Below are 24,052 nucleotides of genomic sequence, written 5' to 3'. Positions count from 1 at the left end.
TTTATTCTCACCACCGCTATTCTTTAAGCATTATTAACTGCTTAACGGCCAATCTGCGGCATCTAACGAGTCTATGGCGTGTACCTCATCACCTTGCCAGTGATTAATAAATTGATTATTAGCATCGTAGGTTTGGGTTTGCTTTACTAAATTGAAATGCCTACCCGAACGAGGATCCGCGCCAACACCTGCAAGGTATTGCCAATTTCCCCAATTAGATGCCACGTCGTAATCAATCAGTTGTTGTTCAAAATAAGCAGCGCCAAAGCGCCAATCTAGCTTGAGCTCGTTTACCAAGCAGCTTGCAACTAATTGCCGGCCACGATTTGACATATAGCCGGTTTTATTCAGCTGTTTCATACATGCATTGACAATGGGATACGGTGTTGTGCCTGTGCACCATTGCTTAAATCGCTGTGGGTAAAAACTGGTTAGTGGCTTACGCTTTGTAATTCCGGCAAAAGAAAATAACTTATTGCCATAACGCAGGCTGTATAGTTGAAAGTATTCACGCCACAGTAATTCAAAATAAATCCAGTAAGTTGAGTCGTTTGCGCCATGAATGTGCTCATAATTACGCAAAGCGTTGACTATTTGCCGAGCACTAATGCAGCCATTAGCAAGCCAAGGAGAAAACTTGGTTGAGTTTTCAATACCAGCTAAAGCGTTGCGAGTTTCTTTGTAGGTAGATGGATTAGCACTTGAAAAGTAATCAGCTAGGTGATCAGTCGCACTTTGTTCACCACCTGCGAATAACGCTCGTTCTTTACTGACATTAGGCAATGTAGTTGGCCAAGGCATTGGAGCAATTAAAGGTCTGGCTATGTACTCTGGAGGATCTAAAAGTGTATTGATAGTGGGCGTTGTTTGCTCAATTAGTTTTCTGAATTGACTAAATGTTGCTGGCAGTTCATTAATAGTAAAAGGAAGTTGCTGGTTGTCATATAAGGTAAATGTATTAGCTTGTTTAATAACAAGATCAGCATGATTTTTCGCTACATTGAGTAGCGTTTGCTGCTCATCGTAACCAATTTGTTCACTGCAATATAGAGTACGCACGTTGTGATGGTGATAATAATGTTCAATCACCTCATGAGCAGCTTGATGGTAGATCACTAAATGTTGCCCATAGTCTTTCAGAGTATTGTTTAACTGTTGTAAAGATTGCGCTAAAAACTGCCAGCGATGTTGTCCCATTGATTGGCAATCATGGTGATTGCTTTTAAACCATTGAGGGTCAACACAATATACAAAGCTAAGTGCAGTATCTTGCTTTGCAGCAAGAGAGATTAGTGCGTTATCGCTTAGTCGTAAATCGTTAGTAAACCAGTACAAAGAGTGTGTCATAGTAATAAAGCGTTTTTTTCATTTACTTTGTCTTTAATACGTAACAAAGTGAAAAGGCGTTTAGTTTAATGAGTTTAAATTTAATGAGGTGATGATGTATTTTGATTTAACTGATCCTGACGAGCAAAAAGGGGCATACAGTAAATTGGTTGGTGGGATCACGCCAAGGCCTATCGCGTGGATAAGCACGTTAAGTAGTGATGGCGTGGCGAATATTGCGCCGTATTCATTTTTTACCGTGGCAAGTGTTAATCCACCGGTATTGAGTGTGACTCAGGTAAATCCAGCTGAGAATCAAAACAAGGATACCTTAAACAATTTACTGGCCACAAAAGAGTGCGTTATCAATGTGGTCAGTCATAATTTGGTGGAGCAAATGAATCAAAGCTGCGGTAATTTTTCTTCGCAAACTAGTGAATTTACGGCTGTGGGGATCGCATCATGTGCAAGTCAATCAGTAACTCCATTGGGGGTGGCAGCAGCTAAGGTTCGTTATGAATGTAGCTTACGTGACGTGGTCACTATTTCTGAACAAGCAGGTGGCGGGCAAATGTTGTTATTAAATGTAGTTGGTATTTATATTGATGAAAGTGTACTTGTTAACGGCTATATTGACCCAAGAGCTTTAAATACCGTTGGTAAAATGGGCGGAGATTACTTTACGACAACGCATGATTTATTTAGCTTGGCTAGGCCAGAGATTTAGCTGAAATTTTACGTTATTTTATGTTTATACCTTTTACGTATAGTAAAAACCGTGCAGTAAAAAGCCAAGTAATAATTACTTGGCTTATATACGGTTAATTTTTTAGCTTAGTTGAGTGCCATAGTGAGAGATATCTCAGCATTCATTAATTTTGAGATAGGGCAGCCTTGTTTGGTTTGCTCGCACAGTTTTTTAAATTCTGATTCAGCAATACCGGCAATTTTTGCCTCTACACTTAAGGCTATATGACTAACCTCAAAGCCATCATCCACTTCATCTAAACTAACCACTGCACTGGTGGTGATATCATCAGCAACGTAATTTGCTTCAGTTAACGCAAGTGATAGCGCCATACTAAAGCAAGCACTGTGCGCCGCAGCTATTAGTTCTTCTGGGTTAGTGCCCGCTTTATCTTCAAAGCGCGTATTAAAACCATAGGGCTGATTATCTAAAGCGCCGCTTTCGGTGCTAATTTGACCTTTACCAGATTTAATATCGCCAGACCAATGTGATTGTGCAGATTTCTTAATCGTCATACTCATCTCCTTTGTAATAATTTCGCTAACTGTGAAAAGATTTCACCTTTGCATAGCGAAATGGGCGGTTTATAGAGAGTGTTGCAACATAAGCACCAAGTTTACAAAAGTATTGAATGTTGAGTTACACGGATCCACTGACGATAAGAATGTGTAATAAATGAAATCAGCATGGCTAACTAAAAAGCGATCCTTACTGACCGCTTGTTTATCAAAAAATTAAAGTGCCGATACGTAATCTGAAATTTCTTTACTAGCGGCGTTTTTGCTGTCATCACCACCTGGCATATTTAGGCCTTCAGCATAAATAAAGTCCACATCTTTGATGCCTAAAAATGCAAAAAAGTCTTTTAGATACTTAGTTTGCGTGTCCATATCAGTACCTAAGTACATACCGCCACGAGCAGCAAGAATAACTACTTTAGTATTTTCAACTAACCCAACTGGGCCTGTTTCAGTGTATTTAAACGTAATGCCAGCGCGAGCAACACGATCGATCCACGCTTTTAATGTAGATGGAATACCAAAGTTATACATAGGGACGCCCATCACGATGAGTTTATTATTTTGCAGCTCAGTGACCAACTCATCAGAAATAGCAGCCAGTTTGTTTTGCTCATCGCTACGCTCTGAAGGCTCTGTCATCCATGCGCCCATTTCAGCTTGAGTTAGGTGTGGTAATGGGTTTTCGGCAACATCACGACGAGTCACTGTAATGTCAGTTTTTTGTGTAAGCTCAGCAATGAACTGCTCACTAAGCTGATGTGAATTACCGTTTTCACCGTTGAGCGATGAGTTGATTAATAATACGTTCTTCATAGCCGTTCCTTTAATTGTAAATTACTAATAAGAGCATATCCTTTTATATTACAAATTAACAATGCAATTTAATGGCTTAACCATTCGATTTAAGAGAATGTTTTAGTTTGCTGCTGAGTGGTTTTTGGTTATCAAATTGCGCTGTTGTTTTGCTACGACTGAAATGATGGCGATTACACTCTGCGATATTTGTTTGTCGTCGCCTTTTACTATTCTCTAAGTTAGCATCGAGATGGCCCATTAAGCTTGCTACGTATATAAAGGTTAAAAAAATGTAATTGTAACTTTATTAATTATTTAAATAAGATTAAGCTCAAGGCACTAATACAATAAGCAATAACAACAATAAAAAGGAAGTTTAGTGATTGATATAATTAAACATACACCGCTGTGGGTGTTCGCGTTATTTGCCGGCCTGATTGTGCTTGGTGTCAAACAAACCCGAGCAAGAGAGGTCACGTTACGCAGTGTTTGTGTGTTACCTGTCACAATGGCTGGCCTGTCAGTTTTTGGGGTGTACTCCGCATTTTCTGGTGTAATTGCATTAGCTGTTTGGTTTGTGTGTTTAGTACTTGGTTGGGGAGTCGCTCGTCAATTCGGTTTGCCAAAGGGAGTGCGCTACATAAGTGAGCAGCATGTGTTTCATATACCTGGTAGCAAAGTACCATTTATACTAATAATGGCCATTTTCTTTACTAAATATTGTGTTGGAGTGATGTTGGCAATACAACTAGCAGTTACGCAAAGTACAGAATTTATGGTTATTGTCAGCGCGATTTACGGTATTTTAAGTGGCATATTCTTAGCTCGCGGCTTACAGATCCTGCAGGCGCGAGATAACCAAATAGATTTACAGCCAGCATAAGTAACAGCGCGGTTAGTCATACTAATCGCGCTGTTAGGTTTTCGTTAAAAGTCGCTTTTACTGTGGCGCTCGGCTAGTTGCTCATCTTCTGGGCCCCAAGTCCGGTTAACTCTGCGACCACGCTTTACTGCAGGGCGGCGTTCAATCTGTTTTGCCCAGCGCATCACGTGGGTATATGATTCAACATCTAAAAACTCGGCGGCGTCGTATAAATATCCCAATACCAGCGAGCCATACCATGGCCAAATAGCAATATCTGCGATTGAATAGTCACTACCAGCCATGTAATCATGATCACTTAAATGGCGGTTTAATACATCTAGCTGGCGTTTAACTTCCATCGTAAATCGGTCAATAGGATATTGCATTTTGTGTGGTGCATAGGCATAGAAATGACCAAAACCACCGCCTAAATAAGGTGCTGATCCCATTTGCCAAAATAACCAGTTACGGCATTCGGTTTTACTGGTGTGGTCGCTTGGCACTAGCGCATCAAACTTCTCTGCTAAGTATTGTAAAATAGCACCTGACTCAAACACTCGCGTTATAGGGGTCGTACTGTGATCCATCAGCGCTGGAATTTTTGAATTAGGGTTAACACCCACAAAGCCTGAGCCAAATTGATCGCCATCGCCGATTTTAATTAAAAACGCATCATATTCGGCTTCAGTGATACCAAGCTCTAACAGTTCTTCAAGCATGATGGTGACTTTTTGGCCATTAGGGGTTGCCAGTGAGTAAAGCTGAAGAGGGTGCTCACCAACGGGTAAATCTTGCTGGTGCGTAGCGCCTGCAATTGGTCGATTTATTTTTGCCCAGTCACCGCCACTTTCCGCGTCCCACTGCCATACTTTAGGCGGGGTATAGTTTTCGCTGTTACTCATCAAAACTCCTTAAACGTTGGTTACTTTAATTAAGGTTACGAACAACCCATCCTAGTTGATCATTTAGAGCAAGGGAAGCAAAGATAACTTTCATGAGTAATATGAAGATCATTTAGATGATGCAATGTTTATGTTGTCTCCGTTACTCAGCTTTAAATTACGACATTTAATCTTTGAGCCACTGAATACTTTCTATGAATTTGAACGACAATTGCGTTACCACATATCAATGAGTAATGTTATTAAATATGAGCTAAGCAGAGCTGCAGAGCTCATTCGTACAACTACGACCATCCCTTGATTGAGCATGACCACCAAAGCACTGATCACGCCGTTGTATTAGTGACAATGACGCTGAGATCATAAGGTATAATATAAACTGCCACGCCACGTAATAAGCATATCGTGTGTTTATTGGTTTACATCGCGGCTATTTTTTAAGTGTTTTTTGTATAATTAGAAGATAAACCTGCAACTACTTAACTCTATTTAATGGAGTAAACAAAAGTGTATTAATGCCACTTTATTTTATCCGGTTTAAGAATTGAAGACTCTACTTTTATTTGCTCGAGGTTGATCAATTGCTGCGTTTTTTCAGTGATGGCTACAAATAAATTATCATCGTAACAATCAATGTCGCTTAGTCCTACCCAAGCATTTCTTGTTGATTCTTTCGCTGCATACAAACAGTGATCGGCAATATCTACAACTCGTTCCCAATTTAAACTTTCGGGATTATTTATTGAAAAAGGAAAACTAGCATAGCCAATTGAGCATGTTTTTTTGATAATAGTTCCGTCATCTATGACAAAATTATGCATTTCAAACGATGCTCTTAATCTTTCCGCAAGTAGCGGTGCATTTTTTCGGTCGGTAAAGCGGGCAACTACTAAAAACTCTTCACCTCCCCACCTCACAAGATAGTCGGTATTTCTAAAAACGTGTTTTAAAATAGGTTTAATTTGCATTAATACGCTATCACCTGCGGCATGACCATAAAGATCATTTATTTGTTTAAAGTGATCTAGGTCGATTATAAAAAAGATTAAGTCTGATTCACTATGATTTTCAATATCATTATTTTGATCATGAGTGCGATATTTTCGTAGCACTAAGTCAATGTCTGTTTGCAAATTATTAGCGACGAATCGTCTGTTATTTAATCCTGTGAGTTCGTCGGTTACAGTAATTTTAGCTAATTCGTCATTCGCTTTTTGTAAACCTAGTGTCCGTTCAGCCACTTTAATTTCTAATTGCTCATTTAGCTTCTTTATAAATATGACTTTTTTGCGTTGTGCGCGCACAAATAACCAAATAATGAACAGGAGTAACGTGCAATAAAATGAGTATGCCCACCATGATAGCCATGGCGGTGGTAATACAGTGACTTTAAGGGCTACTCCTTTTTCGTTCCAAATGCCATATGGATTGCTGGCTTTAACGCGTAAAATATAATTGCCGGTTGGTAAATTGGTATATGTTGCGCGGCGGTTTTTATAAGTAGTTGTGATCCACTTTTCATTAAAACCTTCCATTTTATAGGCATATTGATTCTTTTTGGGATTGGAAAAATGCAGTGTACTAAATTCAAATGTTACAAGGTTTTGTTGATGAGTTAAGGTGATTGCAGAAGTGGAGTGAATTGGTTTTTCTAAAGAATAGCTACTATTAGGCGTGTTTTTAATTATGTCTGATTTTTTATCTAATGGCACTACATTGCTGATAGGTACGGATTGGTTAGATAGTAACATATCAGTAATAACAACCTTTGGTTGTTGGGTATCACTGATTATTTTATCGGGGAAAAAACGATTAAAACCATTGATCCCGCCAAAAAATAATTCACCGCGTTTATTTTTAAATGATGCATCAGCATTAAACTCGTTACTTTGTAATCCATCATCCATATTGTAATTTTTAAATGTTTTTGTATTAAAATCAAAGTTAGATAAACCAAGATTTGTGCTCAGCCAAAGACTGCCTTTATTGTCTTCTTCAATCCTATAAATAACGTTATTAGGTAGGCCATCTTTTTTCAGAAAACGAGTGAATTTACCGGTAGTTTTGTTGAATAAGTTAAGGCCACTGGCGGTACCTATCCAAATATTTCCCTTTCGATCTTCGGTAATCGCGTAGACAGTGTCATTACTTAAGCTGCTAGGATCTGTTGGCTGATGTTTGTAATTAATAAATTTTTCGGTGTTTGGATTAAAAACATTAAGGCCCTTCCAAGTCCCTAGCAAAAGATCACCTTGTTGATCTTCAGTGATCACCCGAATACTGTCATTACTTATACTATTAGGGTTATCTGCTTGATAGCGATAATGAGTAAATTGCTCCGTAATTGGATTAAAGCGATTAAGACCTTTCCACGTGGCAAACCAAAGATCGCCATGCTGGTCTTCAGTAATGGCACTAACCGCATTATCACTTAGGCTGTTAACATTGCTAGGATCATGACGATAGTGAGTAAATTCCCCTGTCATTGGATTAAAACGATTAAGGGCATTACCATCAGTGCCTATCCAAAGATTATTTTGGCGATCTTCAGTGATGGCATAGACTTTATCGTCGCTCAAACTGTTGGGATCATCTTCATTATAACGGTAATGAGAGAACTGCTCGGTGACGGAATCAAAGCGATTCAAACCGCCTCCCCAAGTTCCTACCCACAGTATGCCTCGACTGTCTTCGGTAATAGCGCGTATTATATTATTACTTAAACTGTTGGGTTTATTAGCTTGATGATGGTAGTGAGCAAATTGTTTAGTAAGTGAGTTTAAGCGATTAAGTCCGCCGCCATCGGTTCCTATCCAAAGATTACCCTGTTGGTCATAAGTGATGGCTCGAATATTGTCATTACTTAAACTATTTAGGTTTGTTGTCTGATTGCGATAGTGGGTAAATTTTTGGGTTTTTAAGTTGAGATAATTGAGTCCACCACCTAAAGTTCCTAACCAAAGGTTACCTTCTTGATCTGCGGTAATGGCTGCTATTTCATTATGGCTCAGACTCTTGGGCACAGTTGCATTATGGATATAGCGAGTAAATTTATCGTAAGTGATATTAAAATAATTAAGGCCGCCACCCTTTGTTCCTACCCATAGGTTACCTTGTTTATCTTCAAGAATGGCACTTACAGCATTATTACTTATACTATTAGGGTTTGTTGCTTGGTGTTTGTAATGAGTAAATTGTTCAGTGATAGGATTAAAACGATTTAAGCCGCCACTCCACGTGCCTACCCATAGGTTTCCTTGTTGATCTTCAGTAATAACACTAACAGCATCATCACTTAAGCTTGCAGAGTTTGCTTGCTGATGACGATAATGAGTAAATTGTTCGGTGACAGGATTAAAACGGTTAAGGCCTCCACCGTCTGTCCCCACCCAAATATTTCCCTGTTTATCTTGCGTAACAGCATGCACGGTATCATTACTTAAACTGTTTAGATTTGTTGCTTGATGGCGATAATGCGTAAATTGTTCAGTTGTAGAGCTAAAGCGATTTAGGCCACCACCTCTGGTGCCGATCCAAAGATCGCTCTGTTGATCTTCAAAAAGAACAGTTACATAATTATTTGAGAGTGAGTGGAGATTATCTAAACTATTTTTGAAAACTTTAAACTCATAACCATCATAACGGGCCAAACCTTCTTCAGTACCAACCCATAAAAACCCTTTACGATCTTGTAACACCGCTTTCGCGCTGCTTTGAGGTAAGCCATCTTTGATAGATAGACGTTCAAAATGAACTGATGGCGCGTTAGCAAAAGCAAATGACATTGCAAATATGAGTGCTAACAAAACTATGCTCAGGTGTTTAATTATCTTTGTCAAAAATAGGACTCCGATCTACTATGTTTTATGGCTAAATAATTCTTAAAAAGAGTAATAATCAGCTAATAGCTACTCTTGATTGTAGTTATTTACCTGTTGAGCCATCGTTTACGCTAGGAAAATAGCAGCTTCGATTCATAATCATACTTTGAGAGTTATACACGAAGAAATAGTTTCTTGTTAAGGTATTGCTTTAATTATAGGTTCTATAACCGAGTGTAGTTAGTTATTAAGTAAATTTAAGTAGCTTAATCATTAAAAAGGCTCAACATTATTGGCAAAGTATAATAATTTAGCAGTATCAATATCTGATTAATAGCTAGCAAAATGCTGAAATCACTAATACAAGATTGCGGTTTCAGACCCTGGATAAAACAAACCTGCAGCTAAAGTTGGTTCCATATCGATTGATCGCCCCTAATTTACTCGAAGTTTGTTACCTGCTCAGCAATAATTATGGTTATTTTGCTGTACCGCCCACGATTATAGTTATTGCCAAGATGGTACGTATGAGCAAAGGCATATTGTTGATAATGGACTTCGTGAATGTGTAGCTGAAGTAAGCGAGGCGTAAATAGCACAACTCATGCTCGCGGTGTGCGTGTTGGCGGTAGTCCATATTCTCCAACAACATTTAGATGGGGTTATGGTTGGCCTTATCCTTTTGGATATAAAGCGCTAACCGAAATTGAGAAAGCGCAAATTGAATTAATCCGAGATAATGACGGTTAATATTTTATCTTTAACCTTGCTAACTTTAAAGCTTGTAACTTGCGCTTTTCTTATCTTGTTTTGCTAAATAATAGCCAATAAGAATACCAGCGAGTGCGCCAAACAGGTGGCTTTCAAATGACACATGGGGACGCTGTGGCAAAACGCCCCAAATTAAACCACTATATAAAAATACCACCGCGACACTAATAGCAATGGCCTTAAATGACCGATGCATAATGCCGTAGCAAATTAAAAAGCCCCACAAGCCATAAAGTACACCGCTCAGGCCAACGTGAATATTAGCGCGACCAAATAGCCAAACCAGTAATCCTCCAACCACAGCCGTAAAGATAAATACAGCCCAAAACCGTTTGACGCTATATTGGCAGACTAGCCAGCCAAGCACTGCAAATGGGATTAAGTTACTAAGTAAATGTGCCCAGCCGCCATGTAAAAAAGGCGCGAAAAAAATACCCGTTAAGCCACTTAGACTGCGAGGGTAAATACCTAATCCATTTAAGTTAACGCCTGGTAAGCTATTAATAATTTGCAGTAAAACACACAATAAAATAATACCAATAAGCGTAAAGCGTTTACTGACTAGAGGAGGAATGCTCAAAGAGCTTTTTGGGTTTGCCATACATCACTTAATTTTAAATATGTTTGACTGAGTATACCTATCCTGATGCTTAATTGAAAAGCCTTGCTGGGTTAAGCAAGGCTTTAGATACAATATTAAAGAATTAGCCTAATTGGGTTAGCAGTTTTTGCGCTGCAAGCTCAGAACTGGCAGGATTTTGACCGGTGATCAATAAGCCATCGACTAATGCGAGCACACCCCAATCATCCGTTTTTTGGTAATCACCGCCTTTTTTGATTAGCTCATCTTCTACCAACAATGGAACAATGTCAGTAAGTTGCACTGCGGCTTCTTCACTATTGCTAAAGCCAGTTACTTTCTTACCTGCAACCAATGCACTGCCATCTGAATTTTTAGCATTTAAAAACACGGCACTTGCGTGGCAAACAGCTGCAACAGGCTTTTCTGTTTTGATAAAGTCTTCAATCAATGAAATTGAGTCTGTATTGTCAACTAAGTCCCATAATGGGCCATGACCGCCTGGGTAAAATACGGCGTCAAAGTCGCTGGCATTTACATCACCAAGCGCTTTTGTATTGGCCATCAATGTTTGTGCTGCACTGTCGTTATCAAAACGTTTTGTAGCATCTGTTGCGGCATCAGGTGCGGCGCTATTTGGATCAATCGGTGGTTGCCCGCCTTTTACTGATGCGAGTGTAACCTCAGCACCGGCATCAATAAATGCATAATAAGGAGCCGCAAATTCTTCGACCCAAAAGCCCGTTTTATGACCGGTATTGCCAAGCTCTGCATGAGAGGTAAGAACCATAAGTATTTTTTTAGCCATAACCATATTCCTTCTGATGATTTAAATTTTTAATTTATCTTACTAACTACTATATGCACTAAGGTCACTTTAAACAACGATGATAAATTCAACTTTATTGGTTTAATAATTGATACAATAAAGTAAGTCAGTATAGGAGATCTTATGAAGGTATCGTTTGAGCAACTCAAAAGTATGGTGGTATTTGCACAAATTGTAGAGCAGGGCAGTTTAACGGCGGCCGCCAAACAATTGGGGTTTACTCGTGCAGTGGCAAGTTATCACTTAAAAAAATTAGAAACCCAACTGGAAGTGACGCTGCTTAATCGTTCAACGCGAACTATGGCACTTACCGAAGCGGGGATTGCTTATTATGAGCGCTGCAGAATTATTACTGAGCAAGCTAATGCGGCTAAACAGCAAATAGAAAATATAAAAAGCGAACCACAAGGCTTACTTAAAATTAGCTGCCCGGTGAATGTCGGTATGCAGTTAGTTGTGCCTGCAATCAATGATTTTAAACGTCAGTATCCCAAAATCGATATTGATTTACAGTTAAGTGACGAAGTGATTGATATTATTAAAAATGGCTTTGATTTTGCAATTCGCGGTGTGGCGCTTAGTGACTCCAATTTACAAGCGACTAAACTCACTACTATGAGTACCTGTATTTGTGGCTCGCCAGATTATTTTGCCCATTACGGTAAACCTAAAACTCCAGCGCAATTAAGCGAACATCAATGGGTGGTGTATCAGCTCGGCAGTAAAACATTAACGCTACAAAAAGATGGTAAAAAGCATAACTTAACTATGCAAGGTGGTTTAAGGACTAATAACGCTGCGGCGCGAACTGCTTTTGTTGAAGCAGGCCATGGCATCGGGCGTATTCCACTTTACGATGCATGGCCAAAAGTTCAAGCTGGGCTATTGGAAATTGTACTCGATGACTATAAAAGTAAAGATATAGAACTTTACGGCGTATTTCCACCCGGCGGCGCCGATTCTAAGAAGCTGCGCTTATTTATCGATTATTTAAAAGATTATTTCATAAAAAGGCATACCGCATTGGGTATGCTTAAAAATGTCTAATTTATGGCTTACAAAGTACGGTTAAATAATGCAACGGCTTGCTGGTACATGGTGATTGCGAGTGCGCCGTCGTATCGCTCACCCTCATCACGCATAAAGGCATGTTGGGCGTTAACTTCTTGCCATTGGTAATTAATACCCGTACTAACAGCTTGTTGATAAATTTTGTCGCGACCTTGTTGTGGCACATGGGGGTCTTGCTTTCCCCAAATAAAGTGAATCTCACCTTGTATATCAGCCATGCGTTCAAACGAGTTATTACCGGCTTGTGCGGGGAGTGTATCGCTATGAATGTCGGTGGCATATAAGCAAAATGCGGCTTTTATGTGTGGGTTTAATGCGGCTCTATAAGCTAAGTGACCGCCAATACAGACACCCATAGTACCTACAGAGCCGGTGCAATAGTCTTGTGTTTGTACAAAGTCGATTAACGCTTGGGTATCGCTGTCGTGGGATTCAAGCGGTTTTGCCCACTTATCGTTATTGCCTTTATCTTTACCCGCATCATCATAAGCAAGCACTGTCCCGATAGGGTTTAGCTCATGAAACACTTCTGGCACAAGTACTACAAAACCATGGCTTGCTAAAAGTGCAGCGCTGCGAGCAATAGGCGCGGTTTGCTGAAATATTTCAGAATAAAAAATAATCGCGGGAAATTGCCCTGACATTTCGGGGCGGTAAACCGTGGTGCGCATTAAACCTGTTGGGGTAGGCAAGTCTGCATGGTGGTGTTGGATGATCATAAAAGCGCTCAGTTAAATAATATAAAATATATGGTAACTGAGCGCGATAAAATAAACACGCCTTAAAGTTTAAATACTTGCAGGCATTTTATTACAGCTAGCATAGTAACTTACGGTTGCTGGCCAATCGGAAAATATCCCCATGACCCCCACTTCTTGTGCTAAAACATCAACCACAGTTAACATGTCGCCATCGTTATCTATAACATCACTAATAGATTGATAATAATAACCGCCGCCTTCATTTAGAGGGCCAGAGCGTTCAAGGCTCCATGCAATAATATTAAGCCCTGCGGCCTTAGCATCTATAGCGTACTGTGAGGGTACAATATTACTGTCGCTATCTATGGTTAGCAGCATCCAAATAGGGGGCGCTATAATTTTAACGCCATCAGTAGCTAGCTCTGCCATGCTTGGCTGCCATGTTGCTGCGTTATTAGGATCAAACCCTGCATTGCTGTCGCGACCATCCAAATACACACTTTGCGCTGCAAATTCAGGATTAGTGCTAATCCAATATTCTACGTCGGCTAGGTTAAATGATTGCGGATAAACATGGTTTGCGGGTACGTCCATTTGCGTGTATTCATCCAGCATCTTTTGTGCATATTGCGCTTGAGTCATACCATTAAAAGGCATGCTCACTTGAGGCGATTTCAGCTCCGGGGTCATTTTTACACCCAGCTCTTTAAATAGCGCAATACTTTGTTTATGGGTCATGAGTGTACCTGAGGTGGCGTATAAATCAGTGCGCCAACTCGGTGTTCCATTCATATAATCGTTAACATTGGTGGCATTGGTGTTCGCGCCATCCATTTTACCCTCAAGGGTTAAAAATTCCGCCAGGCTAATATCGCTGGTGCAACATTTAGCTGCAGCGGGTGTGCCACTGTTAGGATCCGCTGGCGTAAATGGCACACTGCATTTAGCGGCAAGTTCTGGGATCGCTAAAATATTAGTGGTGGTATGTAAATCGCATTGTGAATGGCGGCATACCAGCTCTTTATCATTTGTAAACGTCACATCGCACTCGACAATGCCAGCGCCCATACGAGCTGCTGCAATGTAAGATTCTTTAGTGTGCTCTGGGTATTGCATAGGTGCACCGCGGTGACCAATTGAAAAATCAGTACGATAAAAAGGGCCGTCTTTGCACGATTCTAATTTTGTTTTTAGTGCGCTGGTGGCCATATCGTCAATTAAGTAGTCGGGGCGAGCACCGAGTTGAATATTCGTACCTTGCGCGACTTCAACAATAACCGGGGTAGGAACTTTAACAATTTCAACCTCAGTGTTGGTAACAACCACTTCTTTTTCGACTATTTCTACATCGTCATCGCAGCCAGCGAGTGTAATTAATAATAAACAACTAGTTAGTAAAGGTGTGTGCTTCATTATTTGTCCTTAAAAATCAAAGTGGACGCTACCTTACTAATTATTAGTGACAGTTTAACTACAGGGTAACTAATTTACTCTTTTAGCCATTATTTGGTTTATCACTAAGGCAAATAGCATAACCCCCGCGCCAATACTTAATCTGAGTATGTCCGCGTCTCTATTCCAAATAAGTAGATTAACAACAATGCCTGCAGGAATAAGCAAGTTGTTCATCACCGCCAGTGCGCCCACATTGACAAGCGTGGCGCCTTTATTCCACATAAAATAGCCAACACCAGATGCCACAACTCCTAAATAAATCAATATGCCCCATTGTGTTGAGGTGCTTGGTAATTTGTTTGAGTTACCAAATAAGACATAACAGCTACTTGCAACAATCAGTGCACCAATAAAAAACCAGCCAAATACAGTTTTATCATCAAGCTGCTTACCTAGCATTAAACGTTTGTAGGTTACTTGTCCTACAGCAAAACTAATATTAGCGCCTTGTACCAGTAATAATCCGACTAAGAAGTTACTGTCTAAGTTTTCATAGCGAATAGTAATTGCACCCAGCACGGCAATAAAAGCGACTATAAAAAACTGTGGGTTAAAATACTTGTTGCACGCATCGTTTAATAACGTGATGTAAAGCGGGGTCATTACAGTAAATAGCAGTACTTCAGGCACACTTAAGAACAAAAATGAGTGGTAATAAAAGCTATACATAATACCGAGTTGTACTGCGCCTATCAGCATGAGTTTGCAAGCAAGTTGGGGAGGTGTTCGTTTTAAAAACGGTAAAAATAGCAGTGTGGCTAGGGCTACGCGAATTAATACACTAAACCAAGCATCAACTTGACCTGCTAAATATACGCCAATTAAACTAAATGAAAACGCCCATAATAGAGTGACGGCAAATAAGTAGCCCATAGTGCTTACTCCAAACTAAAAGCGCGAGTGTATACTACAAAGAGTATTAAAGGGAGTGGCTCAGTGAAGTAACCTGAGCCCGGTGATTAATTTACTGTTGTGAACTAACGAATTGCTTGGCATCTACTTTTAGCTGTTCAAGTGCTGCTTGATTGTAATAACTACTATGAGAAATAACCCCAGTGAGCTTTTGCGTGTTACGTACATCAATTAATGGGTTATCAGTTAAGAAAATGATATCGGCGGTTTTGCCTTCTGTAAGTTCTCCAAACTGCGCCGTTTTACCTAAAAACTGTGGTCCAGCAAGTGTTGCTGATTGCAATGTTTGTAATGGCGTTAAGCCATAATCACTAAAAATAGCCAGCTCTTGATGAAGAGATAAACCTGGGTAAATATACGAATTTAAAAATCCAGCGTCGGTCCCAGCAATAATTGATACGCCAGCCTGTTGTGCTAAAGGTAGTAATTGAGCTGTTTTAACAAAGCGTTCTTTACGTTGTTTGATTTGATCTTGGGTATCTTTATTGGCTCTGTCTACACGCCATTGGTAAGTGGCTTTAAGACCTTTACCTAAATAATTTAAAAACTCATCATCTTGATGGTTATCTTCATCAATATAAGCGGTGATTTGACCACCAATTAAAGTAGGTACTACGGCCGTGTTATTTTGAGCTAACACGGCGTATTTATTTAAAGCTGTTTGGTTATCAATATTTGCTGTAATAATTGGCAAAGCACTGCGGTAACTCAGTTCACCTGAAGCCACTTTTGCTGATATTTCAGGTTCATTAATTGCTGCGGCTTTTAACAAGTAGGTCATATGCTCAATGGCATCTAACCCTGCATTTGATACATCTGTAACTGATAGCGAAAACGGAATATGACCAGATATTTGGTAGCCACGTTTTTTCACTTCTTTAACTGCTTTTAAATAAAGTTCAGGTGTTAATGCACTATCGGTGATTTTCACAAAATCCACATTCATAGCATCAAGCGTATCAATAGCAGCATTCATTTCCTCGACTGTTTCAACTTCTAAGTCGCCAGGCCAAATAGAGTCTTTACCTTCGAGTTTGGGCCCTGATGTATAAATGGTCGGGCCAACTAATTGGTTATTATTAATTTGCTCTCGCCAGCTTAAAACTGACTCACTTAAATCAGCAGCAGCATCACGTACTGTAGTAATGCCATACGCGAGGTAAAGTGGTAACAGGGCTTTGTTTTCGGCTATAAGCGCTTCACCGCCGCCAAAATGGACATGCATATCCCAAAGGCCTGGCATTAAAAATTGATCATTAGCATCAATGTAATTATCAGTAATGTAGTTATTTTTTAGTGAGTTGTTAGCGCGCTTTATGATCACACCATCGCGAATAGCAAGGGATTGTTCAACGCTGAGTTGTCCGGTTGTTACGTCGATGATCGTCGCATTAGCGATCACTATATCGGCGTGCTCAGTTGGCCCTGTAGCACATGCAGTCAGTAGTAAGCAAGTTGAAAATAAAAGTATATTTTGCATTGTGTAACCTAAATTTTTTATTTAGATTAGCATATATATCTTCTGTAAGGTGTTGATTTGAGTTAGAAGGTAACAAGGTTAGGATGAATAATGGCGATAAAAAATGAGAGCCCATTACGGACTCCCATTATAATTAGTTTGGCTTACTTAACTAAACCACGGCGCTTAAGTAGAGCGTCGGTAGTTGGCTTTTGACCACGGAACTCAATATAGCTTTGCATTAAGTCGCGGCTGTTACCTTTTGATAAAATCTCTTTGCGGAAGCTATCACCGTTGTCACGAGTTAAGCCGCCTTGCTTTGTCATATGCGCAAAGGCATCAGCTGCAAATACTTCAGTCCAAAGGTATGCATAGTAACCTGCTGAATAGCCACCAGCAAAGGTGTGGCTAAAGTAGCAAGACTTATAACGCGGTGGTACTGGGTAGTAAGCAATGCCGTGTTTCTCTAACGCGTCATGCTCAAATTTTTGTACATCAGTTATTTTCTTATCAACACCAAATGAATGCCATTCCATATCAAGTAATGCTGCAGCTAAATACTCAGTGGTACCAAAACCTTGGTTGAAGTTTTGTGACTCAAGTACTTTGTCGAGTAATTCTTTAGGAATTGGTTCACCCGTCTTGTAATGCTTCGCGTAGTTAGCAAGTACAGTTGGTTCGATGTTCCAATCTTCGTTCGCTTGTGACGGGAATTCAACAAAGTCACGAGCTGTTGCAGTGCCTGCAAGGCTTGGGTATTTTACGTCTGAGAACAAACCGTGTGCCGCATGACCAAATTCATGGAACATAGTCGTAACTTCGTCAAAAGTCATCAGTGTTGGCTGACCATCTGCAGGTTTAGGAATGTTTTGCGCGTTATAAATTACAGGTTTTGTGCCTTTTAAGCCACTTTGGCTAACATATGCACTCATCCAAGCACCGCCACGTTTACCCTCACGAGCATAAGGGTCCATGTAGAATAAACCAATAGAACTACCATCGGCGTTGAACACTTCAAACGCCATTACATCTTCGTGATAAAGTGGTAAATCTTTACGCTCTTTGAAAGTAATGCCGTATAGTTTTTCCATCGCAAAGAATAAACCGTTATGGATCACTGATTGCATTTCAAAGTATGGCTTAACTAAAGCAGGATCTAGGTCGTACTTAGCTTGGCGCACTTTTTCAGAATAGAATGCCCAGTCCCATGGTTGTACAGTAAACGTTTCGCCTGATGCATCAATTACTTTTTGAATTTCAGCAGCTTCAGCTTTTGCTTTATTTACGGCTTTAGGTGCTAAGTCATCTAATATGCCATAAACGTTTTCAGTGGTTTTAGCCATACGTGTGGTCATTACATATGAAGCCCAATTTTTGTAGCCAAGTAGTGCTGCTTTTTGAGCGCGCAAATTGGTTTCTTTGATAATGATAGGGCCATTGGTATTTTGCGCACGAGTCGTTGATGCTTTAAAAATACGTTCACGTAACTTACGGTTTTCTAGGCTGCTGAGAATCGGCTGTTGCGTGGTGTTCACCAACGTGATCATGTAGCCTTCTTTACCTGCTTTTTTAGCGGCAGCGGCAAGGCTTGCTATTTCAGCGTCAGAAAGGCCAGCAAGTTCGCTTTTATCGGTTACTAATACAACGTCCTCTTTAAACGATTTTAATACGTTTTGCGAGAAGGCTGTTGATAACTTAGCAAGCTCTGCGTTGATTTCACGCATTTTGGCTTTTTGTGCTTCATCTAATTTTGCACCTGCGTTAACAAACTTAGTGTAGTAAAACTCAACTAAACGCTGATCTTCGGCATTTAACTTCGCTTTATTGCCATTAATGGTTTCAACACGTGAAAATAAGGCTTTGTTAAGATAAATGTCATCAGAATGCGCAGATAACACTGGGGCCATTTTTGCTGCAATACGTTGATACTCATCATTAGAGATCAAACCAGATAAGTTATAGAAAGCGGTTGAAACGCGATCAAGCAATTCGCCAGATAGTTCTAATTCAACTAAGGTGTTTTTAAATGTAGCTGGAGCTGGGTTGTTAGCGATAGCCGTGATTTGCGCTTTTTGCTGCGCAATACCTGCATCAAATGCCGGTTCATAATCACTGGTACCAAATTTATCAAATTCTGGTGCCATATATTGTAATGGACTTGGTTTCATTAATACGTTGTCTACATTGGCTGTTTGTACTTGAGTCGTTTGCTCTTTTGTATCTGCATCGTTTTGCGAACTACAAGCAGATAATAATAATGCACTAGCAATTGTAGTTGCTATAAGGGTCTTACGCATGAGAACTCCATAAAATAGGTGAGCCTTGAAAAACAGGCGAGACATAAAACACCCATAACTTAGCAAATTTTCATGTATATACAACTAAGTTTATCGGTTTAAGGTGGGGATTGAGCGCAAAAAACGTGTTTTTAGGTAAAAATAGTGCAAATCGAGAAATAGTAGCCTTAAACAGTAGGACGTATTAAAGCTACTACAGGTTGGTACTTAATTGAGAATTTTGGTTTATATTGCATGCGCGAAGTAGCAAAATTAGTTGTAACCTAAAACAAACTTTTTTTCGCTACCAAAACTTGCCGGTTGCTGGTGACCAAACTCTTTGTTAATGCAATTAAGAGTATGTTCTTGCTCTGCAAGCACAGACAAAATTTTATTGCGGTATTCAATACTTGATTCAAACAGTTGCAAATCAACTAAAGGTTGTAGCGTGGCTAATTTTTGATTTAAGGTCAGTTGTGACATCATTCGTTCCTCGTGCTTTATTTAAGCTTACAGTACTTATATAGCATTACCTGTAAGAAAATGTTAATGATTTGTTCATAAAAAACATATTGAACTTTAACTTCTCCGTAAATGCCATTATGGCGTGCTAAACTTACTTAACCCTGAATAGCTATTTGTTTTATTAATTTTGGAAAAAGTATGACGTTAGAGTCAATCTCTCATTATTTATCGTATGTAATTTTTAGCTATAACAATATCGAAATTACTGTAGCTAAAGTTATTCAAGTGCCTTTGATACTCTTTGCCATGTGGTTTGTGGTTACATGGATTGGTCGATTAATACGAAAAACTCTGCTCGCACGTAAAATGAACCCTGATGCGGTGCATTTATTTACCCGTATTTATTTAGTGTTAAGTATCGCAATTTTAATATTTACCTCCCTTGAAGTGTTAAATATTCCGTTAACAGCATTTGCCTTTGTTTCTGGCGCTATAGCTATTGGTGTAGGATTCGGGGCACAAAATATCATTAATAACTTTATTAGTGGCTGGATTTTAATGTGGGAGCGGCCAATTCGTATTGGAGATTTCTTAGAAGTGGGCAACGCCAAAGGGGTGGTTGAAACGATTAATACTCGCTCCACGCGCATTCGTCGCAACGATGGTGTACACATGCTTATACCAAACAGTCAACTACTCGAAAACACAGTGACGAATTGGACCTTGATTGACCGCAATGCTCGTTCGTCTGTCAGTGTTGGTGTGGCATATGGATCAGATGTATTGTTAGTTGAAAAACTGATCAAACAAGTGTTGAGCGAACATCCTGCAATACTCCCGACGCCGGCATCTTCAGTGTTATTTGATGATTTTGCAGAAAGCTCTTTAGTGTTCAATGCTATTTTTTGGGTTTGTGCTGAATCAGAAACCATGTTGCGCCAAGTCCGCAGTGATATTCGTTTTAGCGTATATAAAATATTTGCTGAGCATAATGTCGTTATTTCTTTCCCACAACGTGATATACATATTGATGGTGAAATTGCATTAAGGCGGGGACGAGCAACGAAATAAATCCAGCGGTACCGGTATCGTCTTGCAGAAGTAATTTGCTGCAACGAGTAGCAAATTACTTCGTTTTTATTGATGAGTTATTGCTGTTGTGCCATCTTTCTTAGCTTTAATGAAAATAATACAATTAAAGCACCAAATAGTACGGCGTAAGTGGCGACTAACCAAAGTAAAGTATGGATCCCTGCGCTAGGATTAAAGATTAAATATAAACCAAACAATACTGATATTGCCCCAGTAATAATTAATATCCACTCATTAGATATCTCCGCTCTTAATTTAAGCGCAATTAAAATTTCAACAGCGCCAATCGCTATGGCCCACGCAGCGACATAATAAAGTAATAGTATCGCGGTAACGTTTGGTGCAAATAGGGTAACTAGTCCTGCGATGATTGATAACACCCCACCGGCCAATAACCAGCGCCAATAGGGATTGTGTTGCTTAGAGTTCCAAGCAACCCATGTTCTTAGTATGCCATCAAATAAAAAATAGCCCGCAAAAAATAACAACATAATACTCAGAGATGCATTGGGTGCAAACCAAGTAATAACGCCAAAAATAATTGCAATGAGGCCGCGTACTAACAGTACTGACCAGTTTTTTGAAAGTGTGGTGGTTAGATCCATCTTAATCCTTAATGATTAGCTCTGTCGTGTTTATATACATTAGCATAAGGTATGATTTATCAATAAAATATATCGATTAACTTTGCAGAAGCATTGTATAGCAGAATTAAATTTGGCTATGCTAGGTTTACTCAATGAGCATTATAGTCACTTAGCGGCTCCCACTTGTGATGCTCAATACATTTACAACGATCTTATTGACAGGACAAATGTCCGCATAAAACAAATATAATTGCATAAAATCTCTCAAGTTCGCTTATCGTGCCGTTATTTGTTGTAAAAAGTTTATATTATTGTACATATTAATGCAGCAAAAGTGTCACACAATGCTATAATCTTCAGCGTTCGTTCAGCCTCTTTACTTCGTTTTGCACTCTCGACAAAGAGGTCCGCGCAGCTTAACTTAAGGCGCGAAAAATTGGCCGAGCCCGCCGAGTGAATTTGGCGCAACACATCAACCGTTGAATAAGAGTGCACTAAAAAGGTTAAACCCCGACATGAAAGCAATGAAAAGATCTACGTTAGCAACCCTAATCAATGCAACGTTGTTCTCTGCCGTAGCAGGTACTTCATTTACAACTCTTGCTGCTGATGAACAAGCTCCAACTGCGCAAAGCAAGCAATTAGAAGTTATTCAAATCACTGCGCGCAAGCGTGTAGAAAATGCACAGGAAGTACCTGTCGCAGTATCTGCATTGCAAGGCGATAATTTAGATGCTTACAGCTCTGCTGGCATGGATATTCGCTTTATGAATGCGAAAATCCCAAGCTTATCGATTGAGTCTTCATTTGGCCGTTCTTTCCCACGCTTTTATGTTCGTGGCTTAGGTAATACTGATTTTGATTTAAATGCCTCGCAACCAGTATCATTGGTAGTTGATGAAGTAGTACAAGAAAATGCTATTTTAAAGGGCTTCCCTGTATTTGATGTGGCACGTGTTGAAGTATTACGTGGCCCACAAGGCACCTTGTTTGGTCGTAATACGCCGGCAGGTTTAGTTAAATTTGATACAGTTAAACCAAGCCAAGATTTTGATGGCTATGGCTCTGTATCTTACGGCAGCCGAGGTGCAGTAGACTTTGAAGGTGCAGTTGGTGGTGCATTAACAGACCGTTTATCAACACGTGTATCAGTACTTTGGCAGGATAAAGACGATTATATTGATAATCGTGCGCCAGGCTTTGAACAAAAAGATGCTCTGGGTGGCTACACTGACCAAGCCGCACGTATCCAATTCTTGTATGAAGGCAATGATTTTACCGGTTTATTTAACTACCATGTGCGTGATATGGACGGTTCACCAATTGCTTTTCGTGCCAATGTTATTAAAAAAGGCAGTAATGATTTAGTTGATGGCTATGATCATGATGTAGTTTTTCATGATGCAGCTTCTCGTGCGACACAGCAGGTTGAATCTCAAGGTGCCAATCTAAAACTTGAGTGGGATTTGGCTAACCATACTATTACCTCTATCTCAGCATGGGAAAGCGCAGAAATTTATTCTCGCGCAGACATCGATGGTGGTTACGGTGGTTATTCAATTAATGACGTAGCTGTTGCAATGGGACCTGGGTTTATTCCATTTTCTTCAGAAAGTGCTGATGGTATTCCTGAGCACGACCAGTATACGCAAGAACTTCGTTTATCAAGTAACTTCACTGGTGACTTAAATTATCAAGTAGGTGTATTTTACTTTGATGAAGCGTTAACCATTGAGAACTACAGCTATGATACTGCTGCTAATGGAGCACTAAATGGTTATGTTATTCAACAGCAAGACACTAAAGCGTGGGCAGTCTTTGGTTCGGTTGACTACACACTAACAGATGACTTTAAAGTGACTGCTGGCCTTCGTTATTCTGATGATGATAAAGAATTCTCTGCAAATCGTACATTAAGTCCTGCTGGCGGTGGTGCACTGTTTTTAACTGAAAACCCTAGTGATGATCACATCAGCTGGGATATTTCATCAAGCTATAAAATTAACGACGATGTTAACTGGTATGCACGTATTGCGAATAGCTTCCGAGCGCCAAGCATTCAGGGCCGTATTCTATTTGGCGATGAAGTAACGATTGCTAAGTCAGAGACTGTTACATCATACGAAACAGGTATCAAATCAGATGTGTTAGATGGCCGCGGCCGTGTAAATGCGACTGTTTTTTACTATCAAATGGATGACCAGCAGTTAACGGCTGTAGGTGGTGGCGCTAATTTTAACCGTTTAGTAAATGCTGATAAAACGACCGGTTATGGTTTTGAGCTAGACACTGAGTGGGTATTAACTGATGAGTTGAATGCCACATTTAACTTAAGCTACAACAAAACTGAGCTTAAAGATAATGACCTTGCTGTTGCTGTATGTGCGCAGTGCACCGTGAAAGATCCTACATTCCAAGTTCCTGGCGCATTTGGCCCTGAAGATCGCGCTATTTTGGATGGCAATAGCCTTCCGCATGCGCCGGAATGGATCTCTAATTTAACGCTTCGTTATACTAAAGAAGTAGCTGGTGGTGACTTCTTCGCCTATACCGATATTTCATACCGCAGCGAAATTGACTTCTTCTTGTATGAGTCAGTTGAATTCGAAGGTAAATCACTATTAGAAACTGGCCTACGTGCTGGTTATAACTGGGCTGAAGGTGATTATGAGTATGAAGTATCTGCGTTTGTACGTAACTTATTTGACGAGCAACAAGTAATCGGTGCAATCGACTTCAATAATAACACTGGTATGGTAAATGAAGAACGCTATATCGGTGCAGAATTTAAAGTGAAGTTTTACTAAACTCCATTTTAGTTAAGTAGATTTAAGCCCGCATTATTTGCGGGCTTTTTTTTTTACGCTAGTGAAAAG

General features: G+C 39.8%; 19 protein-coding genes. 5 read left to right on the top strand and 14 right to left on the bottom strand.

All coding sequences use genetic code 11. From position 1 onward, the window contains the following. Nucleotides 1–33 precede the first annotated feature (33 nt). Entirely contained in the window at nucleotides 34–1,347 is a 1,314-nt protein-coding gene (locus PSR9079_RS06670; protein WP_149980850.1) for a DASH family cryptochrome, read from the bottom strand. A 94-nt stretch (nucleotides 1,348–1,441) separates the two neighbouring features. On the opposite strand from PSR9079_RS06670, the gene PSR9079_RS06665 reads away from it, so the two are divergent. Beyond that, complete coding sequence (locus tag PSR9079_RS06665; protein ID WP_149980936.1) at nucleotides 1,442–2,053, top strand: flavin reductase family protein; 612 nt, start codon at nucleotides 1,442–1,444, stop codon at nucleotides 2,051–2,053. Nucleotides 2,054–2,160: 107 nt separating this feature from the next. On the opposite strand, the gene PSR9079_RS06660 is transcribed toward PSR9079_RS06665, so the two are convergent. Both PSR9079_RS06660 and PSR9079_RS06655 read right to left on the bottom strand, forming a co-directional pair. Beyond that, nucleotides 2,161–2,589: an OsmC family protein gene (locus tag PSR9079_RS06660; protein WP_145237444.1), complete on the bottom strand. Its 429-nt coding sequence runs from the start codon at nucleotides 2,587–2,589 to the stop codon at nucleotides 2,161–2,163. 219 nt (nucleotides 2,590–2,808) lie between these two features. After that, entirely contained in the window at nucleotides 2,809–3,408 is a 600-nt protein-coding gene (locus PSR9079_RS06655) for an FMN-dependent NADH-azoreductase (RefSeq protein WP_149980849.1), read from the bottom strand. Between the two features lie 361 nt (nucleotides 3,409–3,769). Here PSR9079_RS06655 and PSR9079_RS06650 point away from each other — a divergent pair, with 361 nt between their 5' ends. Next, nucleotides 3,770–4,273, top strand: a complete 504-nt coding sequence (locus tag PSR9079_RS06650; protein WP_149980848.1) for a DUF6622 family protein — start codon at nucleotides 3,770–3,772, stop codon at nucleotides 4,271–4,273. A gap of 44 nt (nucleotides 4,274–4,317) precedes the next feature. On the opposite strand, the gene yghU is transcribed toward PSR9079_RS06650, so the two are convergent. The 4 genes from yghU to PSR9079_RS06625 all read right to left on the bottom strand — a co-directional run bounded on the left by yghU (nucleotide 4,318) and on the right by PSR9079_RS06625 (nucleotide 11,137). Then, a complete protein-coding gene (yghU, locus tag PSR9079_RS06645) occupies nucleotides 4,318–5,157 on the bottom strand; it encodes a glutathione-dependent disulfide-bond oxidoreductase (RefSeq protein ID WP_149980847.1) in 840 nt (279 codons plus the stop codon). Nucleotides 5,158–5,669: 512 nt separating this feature from the next. Beyond that, a complete protein-coding gene (locus tag PSR9079_RS06640; RefSeq protein WP_246175496.1) occupies nucleotides 5,670–8,963 on the bottom strand; it encodes a ligand-binding sensor domain-containing diguanylate cyclase in 3,294 nt (1,097 codons plus the stop codon). A gap of 790 nt (nucleotides 8,964–9,753) precedes the next feature. Continuing rightward, nucleotides 9,754–10,350, bottom strand: coding sequence for a rhomboid family intramembrane serine protease (locus PSR9079_RS06630; RefSeq protein WP_145237407.1), 597 nt, complete (start codon nucleotides 10,348–10,350; stop codon nucleotides 9,754–9,756). A gap of 103 nt (nucleotides 10,351–10,453) precedes the next feature. Next, a complete protein-coding gene (locus PSR9079_RS06625) occupies nucleotides 10,454–11,137 on the bottom strand; it encodes a type 1 glutamine amidotransferase domain-containing protein (protein WP_149980845.1) in 684 nt (227 codons plus the stop codon). A 144-nt stretch (nucleotides 11,138–11,281) separates the two neighbouring features. Here PSR9079_RS06625 and PSR9079_RS06620 point away from each other — a divergent pair, with 144 nt between their 5' ends. Next, on the top strand, nucleotides 11,282–12,205 hold the full coding sequence (locus PSR9079_RS06620; RefSeq protein ID WP_149980844.1) for a LysR family transcriptional regulator: 924 nt from the start codon (nucleotides 11,282–11,284) through the stop codon (nucleotides 12,203–12,205). Between the two features lie 8 nt (nucleotides 12,206–12,213). On the opposite strand, the gene PSR9079_RS06615 is transcribed toward PSR9079_RS06620, so the two are convergent. From PSR9079_RS06615 to PSR9079_RS06590, 6 genes are all read right to left on the bottom strand, one after another. Beyond that, nucleotides 12,214–12,948, bottom strand: coding sequence for a dienelactone hydrolase family protein (locus PSR9079_RS06615; protein ID WP_149980843.1), 735 nt, complete (start codon nucleotides 12,946–12,948; stop codon nucleotides 12,214–12,216). Between the two features lie 69 nt (nucleotides 12,949–13,017). Next, a complete protein-coding gene (locus tag PSR9079_RS06610; protein ID WP_149980842.1) occupies nucleotides 13,018–14,343 on the bottom strand; it encodes a glycerophosphodiester phosphodiesterase family protein in 1,326 nt (441 codons plus the stop codon). A gap of 69 nt (nucleotides 14,344–14,412) precedes the next feature. Further along, complete coding sequence (locus PSR9079_RS06605; protein WP_149980841.1) at nucleotides 14,413–15,258, bottom strand: carboxylate/amino acid/amine transporter; 846 nt, start codon at nucleotides 15,256–15,258, stop codon at nucleotides 14,413–14,415. A gap of 91 nt (nucleotides 15,259–15,349) precedes the next feature. Then, on the bottom strand, nucleotides 15,350–16,777 hold the full coding sequence (locus PSR9079_RS06600) for an amidohydrolase family protein (protein ID WP_149980840.1): 1,428 nt from the start codon (nucleotides 16,775–16,777) through the stop codon (nucleotides 15,350–15,352). Nucleotides 16,778–16,920: 143 nt separating this feature from the next. Beyond that, complete coding sequence (locus PSR9079_RS06595) at nucleotides 16,921–19,053, bottom strand: M3 family metallopeptidase (protein WP_149980839.1); 2,133 nt, start codon at nucleotides 19,051–19,053, stop codon at nucleotides 16,921–16,923. Nucleotides 19,054–19,305: 252 nt separating this feature from the next. Beyond that, nucleotides 19,306–19,515 (bottom strand): hypothetical protein, encoded by a 210-nt coding sequence (locus PSR9079_RS06590; RefSeq protein ID WP_145237750.1) that lies wholly within the window; start codon nucleotides 19,513–19,515, stop codon nucleotides 19,306–19,308. A gap of 180 nt (nucleotides 19,516–19,695) precedes the next feature. On the opposite strand from PSR9079_RS06590, the gene PSR9079_RS06585 reads away from it, so the two are divergent. Beyond that, nucleotides 19,696–20,568, top strand: coding sequence for a mechanosensitive ion channel family protein (locus PSR9079_RS06585; RefSeq protein WP_145237382.1), 873 nt, complete (start codon nucleotides 19,696–19,698; stop codon nucleotides 20,566–20,568). A gap of 77 nt (nucleotides 20,569–20,645) precedes the next feature. Here PSR9079_RS06585 and PSR9079_RS06580 read toward each other — a convergent pair whose 3' ends face one another. Continuing rightward, complete coding sequence (locus tag PSR9079_RS06580) at nucleotides 20,646–21,194, bottom strand: HdeD family acid-resistance protein (protein WP_149980838.1); 549 nt, start codon at nucleotides 21,192–21,194, stop codon at nucleotides 20,646–20,648. Between the two features lie 497 nt (nucleotides 21,195–21,691). On the opposite strand from PSR9079_RS06580, the gene PSR9079_RS06575 reads away from it, so the two are divergent. Then, nucleotides 21,692–23,983, top strand: a complete 2,292-nt coding sequence (locus PSR9079_RS06575; protein WP_149980837.1) for a TonB-dependent receptor — start codon at nucleotides 21,692–21,694, stop codon at nucleotides 23,981–23,983. The last annotated feature ends 69 nt before the right edge of the window (nucleotides 23,984–24,052 follow it).

Origin of the sequence: Pseudoalteromonas rhizosphaerae, from assembly GCF_902498845.1 — a bacterium.
Lineage (GTDB): Bacteria > Pseudomonadota > Gammaproteobacteria > Enterobacterales > Alteromonadaceae > Pseudoalteromonas > Pseudoalteromonas rhizosphaerae.
This window is presented reverse-complemented; position numbering and strand designations above follow the sequence as displayed.

Coding starts and splice junctions, on each gene's coding strand:
- PSR9079_RS06665 (WP_149980936.1), top strand. CDS start 1,442: ATGTATTTTGATTTAACTGATCCTGACGAGCAAAAAGGGGCATACAGT.
- PSR9079_RS06660 (WP_145237444.1), bottom strand. CDS start 2,589: ATGACGATTAAGAAATCTGCACAATCACATTGGTCTGGCGATATTAAA.
- PSR9079_RS06620 (WP_149980844.1), top strand. CDS start 11,282: ATGAAGGTATCGTTTGAGCAACTCAAAAGTATGGTGGTATTTGCACAA.
- PSR9079_RS06580 (WP_149980838.1), bottom strand. CDS start 21,194: ATGGATCTAACCACCACACTTTCAAAAAACTGGTCAGTACTGTTAGTA.
- PSR9079_RS06595 (WP_149980839.1), bottom strand. CDS start 19,053: ATGCGTAAGACCCTTATAGCAACTACAATTGCTAGTGCATTATTATTA.
- PSR9079_RS06585 (WP_145237382.1), top strand. CDS start 19,696: ATGACGTTAGAGTCAATCTCTCATTATTTATCGTATGTAATTTTTAGC.
- PSR9079_RS06630 (WP_145237407.1), bottom strand. CDS start 10,350: ATGGCAAACCCAAAAAGCTCTTTGAGCATTCCTCCTCTAGTCAGTAAA.
- PSR9079_RS06625 (WP_149980845.1), bottom strand. CDS start 11,137: ATGGCTAAAAAAATACTTATGGTTCTTACCTCTCATGCAGAGCTTGGC.
- PSR9079_RS06670 (WP_149980850.1), bottom strand. CDS start 1,347: ATGACACACTCTTTGTACTGGTTTACTAACGATTTACGACTAAGCGAT.
- PSR9079_RS06575 (WP_149980837.1), top strand. CDS start 21,692: ATGAAAGCAATGAAAAGATCTACGTTAGCAACCCTAATCAATGCAACG.
- PSR9079_RS06655 (WP_149980849.1), bottom strand. CDS start 3,408: ATGAAGAACGTATTATTAATCAACTCATCGCTCAACGGTGAAAACGGT.
- PSR9079_RS06600 (WP_149980840.1), bottom strand. CDS start 16,777: ATGCAAAATATACTTTTATTTTCAACTTGCTTACTACTGACTGCATGT.
- PSR9079_RS06590 (WP_145237750.1), bottom strand. CDS start 19,515: ATGTCACAACTGACCTTAAATCAAAAATTAGCCACGCTACAACCTTTA.
- yghU (WP_149980847.1), bottom strand. CDS start 5,157: ATGAGTAACAGCGAAAACTATACCCCGCCTAAAGTATGGCAGTGGGAC.
- PSR9079_RS06610 (WP_149980842.1), bottom strand. CDS start 14,343: ATGAAGCACACACCTTTACTAACTAGTTGTTTATTATTAATTACACTC.
- PSR9079_RS06605 (WP_149980841.1), bottom strand. CDS start 15,258: ATGGGCTACTTATTTGCCGTCACTCTATTATGGGCGTTTTCATTTAGT.
- PSR9079_RS06615 (WP_149980843.1), bottom strand. CDS start 12,948: ATGATCATCCAACACCACCATGCAGACTTGCCTACCCCAACAGGTTTA.